The following is a 15,595-nucleotide window of genomic DNA, read 5'->3' as shown; positions in this document are numbered from 1 at the left end:
AGACGGGCGATCAGGCGCTGGTTATTTGTTTGGGGGAACGCTGGGGACTGCTGGGGAACTGCTGGGAGGTACGGCGACGGCGGAGGGGGGACCGCCGTCGTCGTACTTCTTTTAAGGGGAGTCGGCTTGCTAGTTATTGCGCTTGGTGGGGGCAACCACCTTGATGACCGCGGAGTCATCGGCGGCGGCAAGGCCCTGGGCCTGGCCAAGGAGGTAGAGCTGCTCGGCGGCGGCGGCAACCGGGGCTGCCAGGCCGGCGGCGCGGGTGGCCTTGCCCACGATGCCCATGTCCTTGACGAAGATGTCCAGGCGGGACAGCACCTCGGCACCTTCCTCGTTGTAGGCCTCGAGGATGCGCGGGCCGCGGTTGGAGAGCATAAACGATCCGGCGGCGCCGGCTTCGAGGGCGGCCAGGGTCTTGGCCTGGTCCAGCCCGAGTGCGTCGGCGAGGGCCAAGGCTTCGGCAGCGGCAGCGATGTGGACGCCGCAGAGGAGCTGGTTGACGGTCTTGAGGGCCTGGCCGTCGCCGGGCTTATCGCCCACAACGGTCAGGGTGGAGGCCAGGAGTTCCAGGGCGGGAGTTGCCTTTTCGCGGGCCTCGGGGGAAGCACCGACGACGATCAGCAGGTCGCCTTCGCCGGCGCGCTTGGGGCCGCCGGACAGTGGGGCATCAACGAGCTCCACGCCGTATTCGGCGAGCTTGGCCACGGTGGCCGGGATGGCCTCGGTGCCCACCGTGCTGCCGAGGATAACGACGGCGCCGCGCTCAAGCACCGAGGCCACACCGTTCTCGCCGAAGAGGACGTCGTTAAGCTGCTCGCCGTTGCGGACTGCCAGCAGCACGGCGTCGGCGCCCTTCGCGGCTTCCCGGGCGGTAGTGAAGGTGGCGATGCCGGCTTCTTCGGCGAGCTTGAGGCGGGGCTCGGCGATGTCGAAGCCGTGGACCGTCAGCTGGGACGCGAGGCGGGTGGCCATGGGCAGGCCCATGGCGCCAAGGCCCAGGACGGTGACGGTGTAATTGCTGGTCATGGTGTTCTCCATTGAATTTTGGCGGGGAATTACGATTAGTGGAGGGTGGGACTAGAAGGTGTTGCTGAGTTTGCGGGTGACGTCGGCGAGGGACTGGTCGTCGCCTACGTTGCCGGCGAAGACGATGTAGGGGATGCCTTTGGCGGGGCCGTCCACCGGTTCCCAGAGGGAGACGATGCCGGGAAGCATGGGGCCGCGGACGATCGCGTGGCGGATTTCCAGGCCGTGCGCGGCAACGTCGGAGGAGGTGATGCCGCCCTTGGCGATGACGAAGCGGGGCGGGAAGGTCTTGAGCGTCCGGTTCACTACGGCGACGACCGCGGCGGAGACGGTGCGGGCGATCCGCAGGCTTTCGGCGGGGTCGTCGGTCTTGATGAGCAGGCGGCTGGTGTGGACGATGACGTCGCCGCTGTGGAGGGCTTCGACGACGGTGTCCACGGTCTGGTCCAGGTGGGCGTCAGCGTCTGCGCCGAGCAGTTTTTCGACGTCGATCTCCACAATCCGGGCGGCGGAGTGCTGTTCGGTCAGGGCCTTGAGCTGGCGGGTGGTGACGCCAACGTGGGACCCGACGACGATGAGGCCGCCGGCCTCGGACGGCGTGTTGCCGGCGTAGGCTTCAGCGCCGCTGAGTTCGGTGCGGATTTCCTGGCCGATCCGTGCACGACCGAACGGCGGTCCCACGCGGTAGAGGAGTTTCTTGCCGCGGCGTTCGGCTTCTTCCAAGCCCAGGGACAGGGCGCGGAGGTCGTTTTCGGTGACGATGTCGGCCACGATGGGGGTGGAGTCCGTGGCGGCTTCGATGGCGTCGGCGATGGCGTTGGCGCTGATCTGTGCCCCGTCGGCGGGGTTTTCGGCTGAGGCGCCGGCACGGATGGTGTTGAGGTCCAGGACGATGACCGAGTCAGCGGCGAAGCGTCCCTGGGACTTCTCTTCGACGTAGTCGGCCATCACGGAAGTGGCGAACCCGAAGGTGGCGTCCTTGGCGAACTCGGTTTCGGACACCGGGGTGAGGGTGCCGGCTGCCTCGCCGGTGCCGCGCATGGAGTGGACGCCGCCGATGGTGACCCGCCCGGCGTCGGGGAAGGCCGGAACCAGCACCACGCCGTCGGTCTTTTCTCCACTGACGTGGGCGACGGTGGCGGCAATGACGTCCGGCTCCAGCGGGTAGTGCCCGCGCAGGGTCGAATCGCTGCGGCTCACGAAGCCGAGCCGCAGCACGTCAGGCGAGCCGGCGGCGGCGAGGGCGTTGCGGACCACTTCCTCGTTGCGGGCGGCGGCTTCGGCCGGGTCCAGGCTGCGGGTGTTGGTGAGGACGTACACGGCCGGCTTGGACTGGCCGAAGGCCCAGATGAAGTCCTCAACGTCCCAGCGCGTGAGCACGGGCAGGTCTGCCACGGACTGCGTTCCGGTGGGGTCGTCGTCGAGAACTACCAGCACGCGCGGGGTCTCCGCGTTCGAGGCGGCCAGGGTGCTGGCCACCAGTTCGGCGGGAATCCGGACCTCGGCCGGGTAGGCGGCCAGAACATCTGCTTCAAGCTTCACGGTGCACTCCGTTGTGTATGGATCCGGGCATCGGATCCTGATGTTAGGAAACTGTAAGATGTCTGACATCTTGCATTTGAATGTTAGTGTGGCACAGGACATAAAGACGCGCAAGTAGACTTGTCTGACATATCCACAAAGCAGTGATGGGGGCAGCAGCATGGCAAGGAAGTCGCTGGTAGGCCAGGTGGCCGATGAGCTCCTGGACCGCATCATTGCCGGAGAATTTCTGCCTGGCGCCATCGTTCCCGGTGAGCACGAGCTCAGCGCCCGGCACGAAGTAAGCCGGATGACCGTCCGTGAAGCCATGAAAACCCTGCAGGCGCAGCAGATCCTCAGCGTGGAACGTGGCCGGGGCACGTTCGTCAACCCGCTCAACCGGTGGGCATCATTGGAAGCCGTGCTGCGCGCAGCTTCCGAGGGCAAGAATGAAGCTGAAGCCTCTGTCCAGCTCATCGAACTCCGGCGCATGCTGGAAACCGGCGCGTGCGAACTGGCTGCGGGACGGATCACCGACGCCGGCGTCCAAACACTCTTCGGGCACGTGGCCGCCATGCGTGCCGCGCACGAGGTGAATAACGTTGCCGCCTTCGTGGAAGCGGATCTGGCTTTCCATGACCTGATCCTGCATGCCTCGGAAAATGTTTTTGTGGCCGTGCTCTTCGAGCCGCTCCACCGCGTGCTGGAAAAGAGGCGCACGGAGACCTCGGCGGTGCCCCAAATTCAGGAACACGCCATCGGGCATCACCAGAACATTGCCGAAGCGCTGGAATCCCGGGACGCTGCACGGTCCCGCGAAGCTATGGACGCGCACATGCAGCAGACCCTGGACGACCTCAAGAACCTGGTTCTCGAGGAGAAGCCGCAGCCGGCTTAGCCCGCAGGCGGGGCCGTGGCTACCAACGGAACATCGGGATAAGGGCTGGCCAACGATCTTGAAGTGCCACTAGTCTTCAAGAACGGCCCGCACCGGGAGCCCCAAGGCAATCACGAGGAGCGAAGTTGTCCAACCACACGTACAGCATTTCTGAAATTGTCGGCACGTCGGATCAAGGAGTGGACGACGCCGTCCGCAACGGTATCGCCAAGGCCTCCCAGACACTGCGCAACCTTGACTGGTTCGAAGTCAAGGAAATCCGGGGGCACCTGGAAGAGGGAAAGATCGCCGACTGGCAGGTGACCATCAAGCTCGGTTTCCGGCTGGAAGAGTCCTAGACCAAGTCCAACCGGCCCGCAGGTAACGTCGTGGAAACCCGTTCAGGGGACGTTATCTGCGGGCCAGTTTTGGGTTTAACCGCAGGCTAGTTAGCCGAGACGGTACCCGCCGAGCGTCGCCGCCACACGGTAGGGACGCCGTCGAACGCTGGGAACACGTGGCCTTCGAAGAAGGACAGCACTGTGTGCGGGTCGTGGTCAGGACTCCAGAGGCCGGACACCGGGCAGTGCGAGCCGGTGGCGGTGGAGGGAGTGCCGGCGGGCGAAGCCTGGCGTTCCTTGAGCAGTGCGATGCGTTTCATCGTTGAGACCATCCTTGGGTAAGCAGTTCGTGCTTCCAGCCTAGGAAGGCCGCGGCAGCTTCCCAATGGGCTCGTGGCCAGAATCAGCGCGCCGGGCTGGCCAAATGTACAGCCGTGGCGCGGGCGCAGCTACTCCCGGCTGTCCACAGTGGCGGCCGGGGCGTCCGTGCTCGGATGGTGCGGCGGCTGTTTCCCGGCCGCGGCGCCGAGGCTGCCCAGCAAGGAAAGGGCGTCCGACGACGGCGAGCCAGGCCGGGCGGAATAAACCCTAAGCGTCTGGTCGGGATCGTCCGGGAGGACAAGGTTTTCAAAGTTCAGTTCAAGGTCCCCGACGGCGGGGTGGTGCAGGCGGACTGTGCCTGCCGACCGGCTGGCCACCCGGTGGCCCGCCCACCATTGCCGGAAGTGTTCGCTGTTGACTGCCAGTTCCCCCACCAGTTGGTTCGCCAGTGCATCGTTGGGGTGCCGGCCGACGTCGAGGCGGAGAGCTCCTGCTGCTTCCGCGGCCACCGTCTTCCAGTCGCGGAACAGCTCGCGGGCGGCCGGGTCGAGAATGAGCCAACGGGTCAGGTTCCTTTCCGCCGGCGGCAGCGCAGGGAAGTCGGCGAAGAGCAGGAAGGCCAGCCCGTTGCCGGCCAGAACATCACTGCGGCGGCCCAGGACCAAGGCCGGAACCTCGCCCACGGCTTCCAGCAGATGGCGCAGTGCGGGGCGGACGCCCTGCGCCGGTTGCCCAGTGGAGCGGGGCGTCCCGGCGCAGTTCTCCAGCAGGTCCATCATGTGTGCATGCTCGCTGGCGCTGAGCCGGAGCGCCCGGGACACAGCATCCAGGACTGTGCGGGAAGGGTGGATGTTCCGGCCCTGTTCCAGCCGGACGTAGTAGTCCGTGCTGACTCCGGCCAGCCGGGCCACCTCCTCGCGCCGAAGTCCGGGCACCCTGCGTGCACCGGGTGTTGGCCCGGCGCCGACGTCCTCCGGGCTCAGCCGGGACCGCATGGCTTTGAGGAATTTTCCGAACTCCGCGCTTTGACCCATGCAAACTATTGTGACCCGCGCTGCCTACCGGGTTCTACAACGGCACCTGATTTCTACAACGAAGGTAGGACTGGCAGTCCTAGGAAAAACAAGATCAGCCATACTTACTGACATCGCCGGCAAAACTGCATAGGCTCAGTAGCGAGCCAAAGCGGAAACCGCTTTCTCGCGGTCGAGTTAACGGCATCCACTTAACGGCATCCACCCCCAGTACTTTCCAAAGGAGCCCCCATGTCAGAGCTGACACTGAACAACGGCGTTACCATCCCCCAGCTTGGTTTTGGTGTTTTCCAGGTGCCGCCGGAGGACACCCAGCGGGCCGTCGAGGACGCCTTCGAAGCGGGATACCGCCACATCGACACGGCTGCAGCCTACCGCAACGAGGAGGGCGTGGGCGCAGCGATCGCGGCTGCCGGCATTCCGCGCGAAGACATCTTTGTGACCACCAAGCTCCGGAACGGCGATCAGGACCGAGCCCAGGCCGCATTCCAGGACAGCCGTAAGGCGCTCGGACTGGACTACGTGGACCTGTACCTCATCCACTGGCCGGTCCCGTCCCAGGGCTTGTACGTGCAGGCCTGGAAGGAGCTGGAGCGGCTCTACGAGAACAACGAGATCCGCGCCATCGGCGTCTCCAACTTCCTCGCCGATCATCTGGACAACCTGCTGGAATCCTCGGAAATTGTTCCTGCCGTTAACCAGATCGAACTGCACCCCAGCTACCAGCAGGCGGAGCTGGCAGACAAGTGCCGAAGCCTTGGCATCGCCGTGGAAGCCTACAGCCCGCTGGGCCGCGGCGCGGACCTGAACGGCAATGCAGTGACCACCATCGCCAATGCTCACAATGCCACCACCGCCCAGGTGGTCCTCGCCTGGCACCTGGCCGCCGGGAACATCGTCATCCCCAAGTCCAGCCAGGCTTCACGAATCCGGGAAAACTTCGCCGCCTCCACCCTCACGCTTTCCAGCGAGGAGTTCGCCGCCATTACAGCTTTGGAGGCGGGAGCGCGGCTTGGCTCCGATCCCGCCGTCGCCGCTTTCACCCAGCTGTAGCCGGTTCTGACAGGCTCAACCACCGGTCCGGCAAGGCATTGGTTCCGACAGGCTCAACCACCGGTTCCGACAGGCTCAACCACCGGCCCGGCAAGCTGTACCACCGAGAGGATTTGAACAATGCAGTACACACATCTTGGCCGCTCAGGCCTGAAAGTCTCCCGGCTCTGCCTGGGGACCATGAACTTCGGCCCGCAGACCGAGGAGGCCGATGCCCACAGCATCATGGACTCCGCGCATGAAAACGGCATCAACTTCTTTGATACCGCCAACGTGTACGGCGGCGCCGGGCACCGAGGCTGGACCGAAGAAATCATCGGCCGCTGGTTCGCCAAGGGCGGCGAGCGCCGCGAGCACACGGTGCTGGCTACCAAGTTGTACGGCACCATGACGGACCGGCCCAACGAATCGAAGCTGTCCGCGCTGAACATTCGGCGTGCCCTGGATGCGAGCCTGAAGCGCCTGCAAACGGACTATATCGACGTCTACCAGTTCCACCACATCGACCGGGACACGCCCTGGGACGAGATCTGGCAGGCCATCGAAGTCGCCGTCCAGCAGGGCAAAATCCTGTACTCGGGCAGCAGCAACTTCGCCGGGTGGCACATTGCCCAGGCGCAGGAAGCGGCGCGGCGGCGGAACTACACCGGTCTGGTCAGCGAACAATCCATCTATAACCTGTTCATGCGCCAGGTGGAACTGGAGGTCATCCCGGCGGCCCAGCAGTACGGGCTGGGGCTCATCCCCTGGTCGCCGCTCCAGGGCGGCCTCCTGGGCGGCGTGCTGAAAAAGGAGCAGCAGGGCGTCCGGCGGACCGAGGGACGCGCCGCGGAAACGCTTAAGAAGCACCAGGACCAGATCCAGCAGTATGAGGACTTTGCCGATGAGCTGGGACAGGAACCGGGCGATGTGGCCCTCGCCTGGCTGCTGCACCAGCCCGCCGTCACGGCGCCTATCGTGGGGCCGCGGACCCAGGAACAGCTCGACGCCGCAGTACGGGCCCTGGACGTCACGCTCGACGCCGATGCCCTCAAGCGGCTCGATGACATTTTCCCGGGGCACAAGACTGCTCCGGAAGACTACGCGTGGTGAACCCACTCGTTCGCGGGGCCGATACGGTGGCGCCGAAAAGCATCCTTTTCGTCGGCGGCACAGGGGTCATCAGCGCGGCGGCGGCACAGCGCGCCGTCGCGCTGGGCCACCGGCTGACAATCCTCAACCGGGGCCGGTCCACCAGGCCGGTCCCGGAAGGGGTGGAAACCCTGTCCGCGGACGTCCGGGACATCTCGGCGGTCCGGGAAGCGCTGGGCGGAAGGGAGTTCGACGCCGTTGCGGACTTCATCACCTACACACCGGACCAGGCCAAGGCCAGCCTGGACCTATTTGCCGGCCGGAGCGGTCAGTACGTCTTCATCAGTTCCGCGTCCGCCTACCAGAAGCCGCCAACCCGGCTGCCGATCCGGGAATCCACACCGCTGAAAAATCCGTTCTGGCAGTATTCCCGGGACAAGATTGCCTGCGAGGAACTGTTCTACGAGGCCTACCGCGAGCAGGATTTCCCGGTAACTGTGGTGCGCCCGTCGCACACCTATGACCGGACCAAGATCGCCATGGTGGGCGGCTGGACCGATATCCACCGGATGCGCGCCGGGCTCCCGGTCATGGTGCACGGCGACGGAACATCGCTCTGGACCTTGACCCACAGCCAGGACTTCGCCAAGGCCTTCGTCGGGCTCCTGGGCCGGCCTCAAGCGGTGGGTGAGAGCTACACCATCACCTCCGATGAGTACCTGCCGTGGAACCAGATTTACCAGTTGTTCGCCCGGGCGGCCGGGGTCCGTGAGCCGGAGTTGGTCCACGTTGCATCAGAAACCATCGCCGCGCACAGCGACGAGCTCGGCGCGAACCTGTTGGGTGACCGCTCCCATTCGGTGGTCTTCGACAACACCAAAATTAAGTCCTTGGTGCCCGACTACGTCGCCACCATCCCCTTTGCTGATGGCGCCCGCGAAATTGTCGACTGGTACGACGCCAACCCCGATCTTCAGGTAGTGGACCAGGGGTTCATGGACCTGAGTGACAGGTTGACCGGCTGGGCCCGGCGCGGGGCCTGAGCCGCTCCGACCGCATAATCTACAACGTTCTAAATACCCGCTTTCCACGCATGCCACAAGGGCTTGTGTTGTCCGCCCGTCGCCACTAGGTTACTGGGGAAGCGTTTTCCCGTTCGAGAATTGAAAGGATTCACTGATGAATCCGAGCCGTATCCCCGCGCGCCTCCTGTCCGTCGCCGCCGTTGGCGCCGCACTCACTTTCGGCTGCCTCGCAGCCCCAGCCTCCGCCGTCGACTCCTCTTCCAAGCCAGGTACGCCCGACGTCCAGCTGGACCATCTGGACCGCGGCCTGGTGGCTGCCAAGACGTCGGAAGGAGTGTTAGCTTCTGGCCGTCCCGGTAGACGTTGAAGTCGGTGCCGGTGAGGCCGGTGGCAGAGGACCCGGTGGCTTCGTGGCCGAGCAGGCGCCAGCTGAGGACCTACGTGGACACCTACAAGGCGGATGGCACACTGCTCCACCGGATCGACCTGGGCGTGAACATCCGCTCCGGCGCCCACTACACCCAGCTCCTGGTCAATGATTTCGACGGCGACGGGCGCGCCGAAATGATGATGAAGACCGCCCCGGGGACCAAGAGCACCAGCTTCAACGCCGACGGAAGCGCCGCCTCCGAGAACTTCATTTCCCTCCTGCAGTCGGACGTCAACGCCGGCTACTCCAACTCCGACGACTACCGCATGAGCGCTGCCGACTACTACCAGCACATGGTGAAGACCTTCCAGGGCTGGACTGAGCACCCGGAGGTGAAGGCCGGCCACTGGCCAGCCACCCTGGAGGAAGCGTTCGGCATCGCGCCGAAGTACAAGTATCCGCTGTCCCAGGCCGATGCCGAGGCCCTGACCGACTACTTCGTGGACGTCTACGCCCCGTCCCGCAGCGCCCGGAACAACCTGCGCGCCTTTGAGGGGTTCATCGTCGCCGGCCCCGAGTACCTCACCGTGTTCGAAGGCGCCACCGGCAAGGAGCTGAAGACGGTCGCCTATGAGCCTGGCAGGACCGACGACGGCTTGATGTGGGGCGATTACGCCATGGCCCGCATCGAGCCGGGCAACCGGGTGGACCGGTTCCTTGCCGGGGTTGCCTACCTGGATGGCAAGAAGCCCGCAGCAGTCTTCGCGCGCGGCTATTACACCCGCAGCACCCTCGCGGCCTACACCTGGGACGGGTCCAGCCTCTCCCCCGTGTGGAACGTGGACTCCGGCTGGACGCCCATGACCAACCCCTTCAACGACAGCCCGCACGGCCGGGACGGCACGGATCCGGAGTTCGGCAAGCTCACCACGCAGGGCGTCCACTCGCTCAGCGCTTCGGATGTGGACGGCGACGGCAAGCAGGAGATCGTCTACGGCTCTGCCACGCTCGACGACGACGGGTCGCTGCTGTACACCTCATTCGACACCCTGCCACCCGGCAGCGCCGTCCCCGGCGAAGAGGCACGGCTTGGCCACGGCGACGCCATGCACGTCACGGACATTGATCCGGCCCGTCCGGGCAAGGAAATCTTCACAGTCCATGAAGGAGCCACCTACGCGCCCTACGGCTACGCCATGCGGGACGCGGCCACCGGTGAGGTCCTCTTCGGCGCCTACTCGGGCAAGGACACCGGCCGCGGCATGATCGGTGACGTTGATCCCACGGTTCCCGGCATCGAAAACTGGGCCATCGGCATGCAGTCCGCTGATGGCCGCAAGCTCTCCTCGTCTGCTCCCGGCACCAACATGAGCATCAAGTGGTCCGCAGACATGACCACGCAGATCGTTAACGGCTCAGGGGACCAGACGCCCACCATCGACGACTGGAAGCGCGGCCGGCTCCTCACCGCCACGGGCACGCGTACCAATAACGGCACCAAGGGCAACCCCAGCCTGGTGGCGGACGTCGTAGGTGACTGGCGCGAGGAATTGCTGGTCAGGACCGCGGACAGCTCCGCGCTGCGGATGTACCTCAGCACCGAAGTGACCAGCCACAAGCTCTACACTCTGATGCACGATCCGCAGTACCGTGCAGAGGTTGCCCGGCAGAACACTGCCTACAACCAGCCTGCCTACACGGACTTCTACTTCGCCTCCGATATGGACTTCGCGGACGTCCCCCTGCGGGCGGCGTGGCTGCCCGGCAGCGTGAAAGCGCTGCAGCACGTGGTGGAAGACCTGGTGGAGTCCGGAGACGTGGCCGGGCCGCTAGGCAGCCAGTTGACGGCGAACGTACAGCAGGCGGCGAAAGCCGTGGAAGACGGCGACGCCGGCAAGGCAGCACAGGCCCTGCAGCGCTTCGTGGACCTCCTCGGCCAGCAGAAGGGCCCGGACAAGGTGTCCGACACCGCCCGCGTGTCCCTGACGTACAACGCGGAAAATATTCTGCGGGCATTCGAGGGCTAGGATCACTTGATAAGGGAGAGACTGTTGGAATGACACTTGCACCGCTGACCAAACTCAATGACGGTCACTCCATCCCCCAACTGGGCCTCGGCACTTGGCCGCTGGACGACGATCAGGCGGCCACCGCCGTCGTACAGGCACTGGAAGCCGGGTACAGGCATATCGATACTGCCGTGAAATACGGAAACGAGCGTGGCGTGGGGAACGGCGTCCGGGCCAGCGGAGTGGACCGTGGGGAGCTGTTTATCACCACCAAGCTGGACGGGCAGTACCAGGGCAACGATCGCGCCGTTGAGGGGCTGTACGGGGCGCTGGAACGGCTGGGGCTCGATTACGTGGACCTGCTCCTGATCCACTGGCCGCTTCCCCAGCGCGATGAATACGTGTCCACCTGGAAGACCTTTGAGCGGTTGCAGGCGGAGGGCAAGGTCCGTTCCATCGGCGTTTCCAACTTCAAGCCGGCCCACCTCGAGCGGCTGATGGCCGACACCGGGGTGGTGCCGGCGGTGAACCAGATCCAGCTTAGTCCGGCCATTACCCGGACGGCGGAACGGGAATTCCATGACCGGCACGGCATCGTCACACAGTCCTACAGCCCCTTGGGCGGGAATGGCGCTCCCCTGCTGAGCGCTCCCGTCCTGGCCCAACTGGCGGAAAAGCATGGGAAAACCCCCGGCCAACTGGTCCTGCGGTGGCATATCCAGAATGGAATTGTTGCGGTTCCCAAAACGGCAAATCCGGAGCGTATGCGGGAGAACCTGGACATCTTCGATTTCGCCCTGGATCCGCAGGATCTCGCGGAATTATCCATCCTCGACGAGGGCCCCAAGGCAGGCAACGATTCGGACGTCGCAGGGCACTGACAAACGTCCTGAAATGGACTTTTTCTTAACACCGGGTTGGCAAATAGATAGTAAGCATGATTACTATTGGGGCAGAAGGATGAAGTGCTTCCGGGATCCGGGGGCCTCCTTTACTTAGGAAGAGGAACGAAAAATGGGATTTATTGCATTCTTGATTCTCGGACTTATTGCTGGTGCGATCGCTAAGGCGATCCTTCCCGGCAGGCAGGGCGGCGGCTGGCTCGTCACCCTCGTGCTGGGCGTCGTCGGGGCACTCCTCGGCGGCTGGATCGGCGGAATGATCTTCGGCAGCGGACTGCAGGAGTTCTTCTCCCTGCAGACGTGGCTGCTGGCCATCGGTGGCGCGCTTATCGTGCTGCTGGTGTACGGCCTGGTCACCAACCGCGGCGCGCGCCGCTAACTGGCACACCAGCCAGGAAACCGGCCTGGGGACATCATCCCCGGGCCGGTTTTCCCTTTCCCGGCCTCTGGCTTTGTCCCGGTCCGGAATTGAAAACCTTCTCACGGAGCAGGAGTTCACCATGAAAAACAAAGTTCTTTTGGGTGTCGGAATCGCCGCGGGGTACGTTCTCGGGTCGCGGTCAGGCCGGGCAGCCTACGACAAGCTCAAGGCGCGGGCCGCTGGAATCTGGGACAGCAAGCCTGTCCAGGACAAAGTGACCGTAGCCACCGAGGCCATCAAGGAAAAAGCCCCCGAAGTTGCGGATCAGCTGACTGAGGCGGCCCGCCGTGCAGGCACCGTGATCGGCTCGGCAATGCACCGGGAAGGCTCGTCCGGTGAGGGCAAGTCCTCAACTTCCGACGGCGGAACTACAGCAGGTGCCTCCGCTGGCACTTCAGGCGGGCCTGGCACTTCGGGCAGCGCCGGCACCACTGGCACGGCTTCTGCGGCAGGCACTCCTTCCTCGGCCGCGGGCCTTGACGACAGCCACATCCCGGCGCACAGCACGCATCCCGAGACGCTCAACCTGGATACCTCCAGCGGCGAAACGGAGTCCAAGGCGTAGCTAACTCGTTGGCTCATTACGCGCCGTTCCCCGTGTGACAAGGAGCGGCAGTGCTGATGTGCTACAACTAGATGGTTTTGCTGGCCGTCGCGATCCTTGGGGGACGCGGCGGCCGGCGGCGTTTAAACCAACCCGCTTGGCCAGCCCTTCACTGGCCGGCAAGGTGCACTGATACGTCCTGCAGGTGCCAGGCGCCCGGGAGTTTTCCACATAGCTACTGCAGCAGCCACTTTTGTCGGTGCCCTTTGGCAAAGTTGACCTATGGAAGCCATTGGGGAACGGCCTGCGGAGTACGGCGGTAGCGTCGCCGCGCCCAGGCTTGTTCTTGAGGACTCCTCGGGTGCTGGTTCTAACGCTGGGGCTGATCCTGAAGTGAGTGCGGATTCTGGAGCTGAGCCAGGGGCATCTTCGGGTGGTTCTTCTTGTGGTTCTTCCATGGGTGGGACGGGTGGCGGCAGAATTGTCAGACCCCCATACAAGAATGGGTCCATGAAAGCCATTGGGGAACGGCCTGGGCAGTTCGGCGGTAACGTCGTGGTGCTTGGGCGGGCTGGTGTTGCAGCCCGGCCGCCGGCGGAGGGCTTCACTGATTCGGGCTTCACTGATTCGGGATCCGGCATCCCGGGCTCGCCTGCCGCCTCCGAGGCCGGCGACGGCACCCGGCTTAGTCCCGGATGGCCCCTTCGCGCCGTACCAGCCGGGGCGGTGCCGGCTGAGTCGGCACCAGCAGCGTTCGAACCAGCAGTGTTGAGGCCAGCAGTGTTGGGGCCAGCAGCGTTAGGGCCAGCAGAATCCGGACTAGTAGATTCCGCACAAACAGAATCCGGGCCAGCAGACGCTGCACCAACAGAATCCGGACTAGAAGATTCCGTGCCGGAAGGGTCCGCGCCGGTCCAAGCATCGGCGCCCGATGAAGCTCCGACGGCAGTTGCTGGGCCCTTTGATTCTGTATCACTCCCGGGTATGGTCGCGCACACGCGCCGGGAGCCGTTGAGCCTGGCGGAGATCGGCAGGCTCCTGGCCGAGGCCGCTGCCGCCGCACCCGGGATCCTTGCGGGAGCCGATTATGTTGAAGCCGCCAACTATGCCGGCCAGGTGGAGAATCTCTCCCGCGGCGTGGAGTACCTGCAGGTCCTCTCTGCCGGGACCGTGGACCGCACCCGCACCCAAGCCGTTGCCGCTGCGGACGCCGCCCGGGCCAGCCGCTCCCGCACCGGCAAGACCTGGGTCACGGGCTGGGACAACGGGGTCGAAACCCTGAACGAAACCGACACCAACTGGCCCGGCGAACCGACAGCCTGTGACACCGGGACGGGGCCCGGCACCGGGAACGAGACCGGCACCGGGACGGGCGGCCATGGCCGGGCCATCACCTCACCGGCCGATGACGGCTGCGCCAACACCGCCGAGTTCCTCCGGCTCCGGCTCCGGATCGGCAAAAGCGAAGCCAACCGCCGTCTGGCCCTCGCAGCAGACATCCTGCCCACCATCACACTCACCGGCGACATCATCCCCGCGCCCCGCGAACACCTCGCCGCCGCCCTCACCCCCACACCCGCCAGCACAGGCACAGACGCTACAAACCCCGAAGACACCACCGGCACCGACACAGAAGACACCACGGGCACCGAAGCCAGCCCCGGCTCCAAGGACCGTGCGGAGAACCCGCCCGCCAGCATCCCCGCGGTTTCGTCCCGGGCCGGGACCATCATCAGCCTGACCCTGAACCGGCTCCAGCACCTCACCACCCCCGGGAAGCTCGCCCTCATCGAGGAAAACCTCACCACCACCGCAGCAACCGCTGATCCCGACTTCCTCGCCCGCGTCGCCCGCCGCTGGGCCGACACCATCGACGCCGACGGCACCGAACCCAGCGAAGAAGCCCTCCGCCACACCCAAGGCGCGTTCATCCGCAAACCCCGCCACGGCCTGCACCACCTCGAAATCTTCGCCACCACCGACCAATACGAACACCTCCTGACCGTCATGAACACCGCCACCAACCCCCGCACCACCGGCACCGCAGACCAGACCGCCACCGGCACCACCCCTGCAGGCACTACCGCAGGAGCCACGAGTACTAACGGCAGCACCAACGAAGGCGGCACAGGAGAAAACGAAGGCGGCACCGGAGAAGAGGACCGCACCACCCAGGACGGGCTCTGGAACGAGAACAACACCGGCCCGGACCTGGACCGGCGCACCCGGCCACAAAAACAACTCGACGGCCTCGTCGGCGCCGCCAAAGTAGCCCTGGCCACCAACGCCCTGCCCACGACCGGCGGCAACCGCCCCCAAATCATCGCCACCATCAACTACCAAGACCTCCTCCCCCACCACCACAGCGCCACCACCGGGGCAGACACAGGAGCCTGGAACGACCCAGACCCCGGCCGCAGCCGCAGCGGCACCGGCAGCACCCCCACGCCGCCAGGTCCGGTCGCGAGCCATGACCCCGCCACGACTGCAACCGAATCCGGCACGGGCACAGGCGTGGGCACGGGCATGGGCGCAAGCACGGGCACGGGGAACTTCGTCTTCACCGGGCCCGTAGCCGCCGCCACCCTGCGCAAAATCGCCTGCGACGCCGGCATCATCCCCGCACTCCTCGGCACCCACGGCGAAATCCTCGACCTCGGCCGCAAAACCAGGCTCTTCACCCCAGCCCAACGCACCGCCCTCACCGCCCGCGACCAAGGCTGCGCCTTCCCCAACTGCACCATCCCCGCACCCTGGTGCGAAGCACACCACATCACCTACTGGTCACACGGCGGACAAACCAACACCAACAACGGCGTCCTCCTCTGCAGCGGCCACCACCACCTCATCCACAAAGAACAATGGACCATCACCACCACCAACAACACCCCCTCGTTCACACCCCCAAAACACCTCGACCCCCACCAAAACCCCCAACAAAACACCTACTTCAAACCACCCCCACCACCAACACCCCGCGAATAAGCGCGCGAACGAAAACACAGAACCTCAGGCTGCTCTCAGCACCAGGCTGACAGGCGCAAATCATGGAAACTGATCTTGGGGTTACCCGCAAA

The 15,595-nt window shown here is 65.1% G+C and carries 14 protein-coding genes and 1 pseudogene; 11 read left to right on the top strand and 4 right to left on the bottom strand.

The window, feature by feature from the left end; translation table 11 throughout:
- Nucleotides 1-129: 129 nt before the first annotated feature.
- Together QFZ36_RS15195 and QFZ36_RS15190 are read right to left on the bottom strand one after the other, a co-directional pair.
- Entirely contained in the window at nt 130-1,029 is a 900-nt protein-coding gene (locus tag QFZ36_RS15195) for an NAD(P)-dependent oxidoreductase (protein WP_306637741.1), read from the bottom strand.
- Nucleotides 1,030-1,080: 51 nt separating this feature from the next.
- On the bottom strand, nt 1,081-2,571 hold the full coding sequence (locus tag QFZ36_RS15190; RefSeq protein ID WP_306637739.1) for a four-carbon acid sugar kinase family protein: 1,491 nt from the start codon (nt 2,569-2,571) through the stop codon (nt 1,081-1,083).
- Between the two features lie 160 nt (nt 2,572-2,731).
- On the opposite strand from QFZ36_RS15190, the gene QFZ36_RS15185 reads away from it, so the two are divergent.
- Together QFZ36_RS15185 and QFZ36_RS15180 are read left to right on the top strand one after the other, a co-directional pair.
- Entirely contained in the window at nt 2,732-3,448 is a 717-nt protein-coding gene (locus QFZ36_RS15185) for a FadR/GntR family transcriptional regulator (protein WP_306637737.1), read from the top strand.
- A gap of 125 nt (nt 3,449-3,573) precedes the next feature.
- Entirely contained in the window at nt 3,574-3,786 is a 213-nt protein-coding gene (locus tag QFZ36_RS15180) for a dodecin (protein WP_306637735.1), read from the top strand.
- 86 nt (nt 3,787-3,872) lie between these two features.
- Here QFZ36_RS15180 and QFZ36_RS15175 read toward each other — a convergent pair whose 3' ends face one another.
- A complete protein-coding gene (locus QFZ36_RS15175) occupies nt 3,873-4,088 on the bottom strand; it encodes a hypothetical protein (RefSeq protein ID WP_306637734.1) in 216 nt (71 codons plus the stop codon).
- A gap of 129 nt (nt 4,089-4,217) precedes the next feature.
- Nucleotides 4,218-5,123, bottom strand: coding sequence for a helix-turn-helix domain-containing protein (locus QFZ36_RS15170; protein WP_306637733.1), 906 nt, complete (start codon nt 5,121-5,123; stop codon nt 4,218-4,220).
- Between the two features lie 231 nt (nt 5,124-5,354).
- Between QFZ36_RS15170 and QFZ36_RS15165 the strand changes: the two genes are divergently transcribed.
- The 9 genes and pseudogenes from QFZ36_RS15165 (at nt 5,355) to QFZ36_RS15125 (ending at nt 15,503) form a co-directional block, all read left to right on the top strand.
- A complete protein-coding gene (locus QFZ36_RS15165) occupies nt 5,355-6,176 on the top strand; it encodes an aldo/keto reductase (RefSeq protein ID WP_306637732.1) in 822 nt (273 codons plus the stop codon).
- A gap of 120 nt (nt 6,177-6,296) precedes the next feature.
- Nucleotides 6,297-7,268, top strand: coding sequence for an aldo/keto reductase (locus QFZ36_RS15160; protein WP_306637731.1), 972 nt, complete (start codon nt 6,297-6,299; stop codon nt 7,266-7,268).
- Entirely contained in the window at nt 7,262-8,290 is a 1,029-nt protein-coding gene (locus tag QFZ36_RS15155; protein ID WP_306637730.1) for an NAD-dependent epimerase/dehydratase family protein, read from the top strand. The genes QFZ36_RS15160 and QFZ36_RS15155 overlap by 7 nt, the downstream gene beginning before the upstream one ends.
- 136 nt (nt 8,291-8,426) lie before the next feature.
- Nucleotides 8,427-8,639: a hypothetical protein gene (locus QFZ36_RS15150; protein ID WP_306637729.1), complete on the top strand. Its 213-nt coding sequence runs from the start codon at nt 8,427-8,429 to the stop codon at nt 8,637-8,639.
- Between the two features lie 71 nt (nt 8,640-8,710).
- Nucleotides 8,711-10,669 (top strand): annotated as a pseudogene (locus tag QFZ36_RS15145) (rhamnogalacturonan lyase family protein); the annotation flags it as partial.
- A 29-nt stretch (nt 10,670-10,698) separates the two neighbouring features.
- Nucleotides 10,699-11,532: an aldo/keto reductase gene (locus QFZ36_RS15140; RefSeq protein WP_306637727.1), complete on the top strand. Its 834-nt coding sequence runs from the start codon at nt 10,699-10,701 to the stop codon at nt 11,530-11,532.
- Between the two features lie 133 nt (nt 11,533-11,665).
- Entirely contained in the window at nt 11,666-11,932 is a 267-nt protein-coding gene (locus QFZ36_RS15135) for a GlsB/YeaQ/YmgE family stress response membrane protein (RefSeq protein WP_091423653.1), read from the top strand.
- A gap of 121 nt (nt 11,933-12,053) precedes the next feature.
- Nucleotides 12,054-12,539, top strand: coding sequence for a hypothetical protein (locus tag QFZ36_RS15130; protein WP_306637726.1), 486 nt, complete (start codon nt 12,054-12,056; stop codon nt 12,537-12,539).
- A 963-nt stretch (nt 12,540-13,502) separates the two neighbouring features.
- Nucleotides 13,503-15,503, top strand: coding sequence for an HNH endonuclease signature motif containing protein (locus QFZ36_RS15125; protein WP_306637725.1), 2,001 nt, complete (start codon nt 13,503-13,505; stop codon nt 15,501-15,503).
- Nucleotides 15,504-15,595: the final 92 nt, after the last annotated feature.

Source organism: Pseudarthrobacter siccitolerans (assembly GCF_030823375.1).
Taxonomy (GTDB): domain Bacteria; phylum Actinomycetota; class Actinomycetes; order Actinomycetales; family Micrococcaceae; genus Arthrobacter; species Arthrobacter siccitolerans_A.
The sequence above is the reverse complement of the archived record's forward strand: the minus strand, read 5'-3'. Positions and strand labels throughout refer to the sequence as shown.

Coding starts and splice junctions, on each gene's coding strand:
- QFZ36_RS15195 (WP_306637741.1), bottom strand. CDS start 1,029: ATGACCAGCAATTACACCGTCACCGTCCTGGGCCTTGGCGCCATGGGC.
- QFZ36_RS15185 (WP_306637737.1), top strand. CDS start 2,732: ATGGCAAGGAAGTCGCTGGTAGGCCAGGTGGCCGATGAGCTCCTGGAC.
- QFZ36_RS15175 (WP_306637734.1), bottom strand. CDS start 4,088: ATGAAACGCATCGCACTGCTCAAGGAACGCCAGGCTTCGCCCGCCGGC.
- QFZ36_RS15170 (WP_306637733.1), bottom strand. CDS start 5,123: ATGGGTCAAAGCGCGGAGTTCGGAAAATTCCTCAAAGCCATGCGGTCC.
- QFZ36_RS15165 (WP_306637732.1), top strand. CDS start 5,355: ATGTCAGAGCTGACACTGAACAACGGCGTTACCATCCCCCAGCTTGGT.
- QFZ36_RS15160 (WP_306637731.1), top strand. CDS start 6,297: ATGCAGTACACACATCTTGGCCGCTCAGGCCTGAAAGTCTCCCGGCTC.
- QFZ36_RS15150 (WP_306637729.1), top strand. CDS start 8,427: ATGAATCCGAGCCGTATCCCCGCGCGCCTCCTGTCCGTCGCCGCCGTT.
- QFZ36_RS15140 (WP_306637727.1), top strand. CDS start 10,699: ATGACACTTGCACCGCTGACCAAACTCAATGACGGTCACTCCATCCCC.
- QFZ36_RS15135 (WP_091423653.1), top strand. CDS start 11,666: ATGGGATTTATTGCATTCTTGATTCTCGGACTTATTGCTGGTGCGATC.
- QFZ36_RS15130 (WP_306637726.1), top strand. CDS start 12,054: ATGAAAAACAAAGTTCTTTTGGGTGTCGGAATCGCCGCGGGGTACGTT.
- QFZ36_RS15125 (WP_306637725.1), top strand. CDS start 13,503: ATGGTCGCGCACACGCGCCGGGAGCCGTTGAGCCTGGCGGAGATCGGC.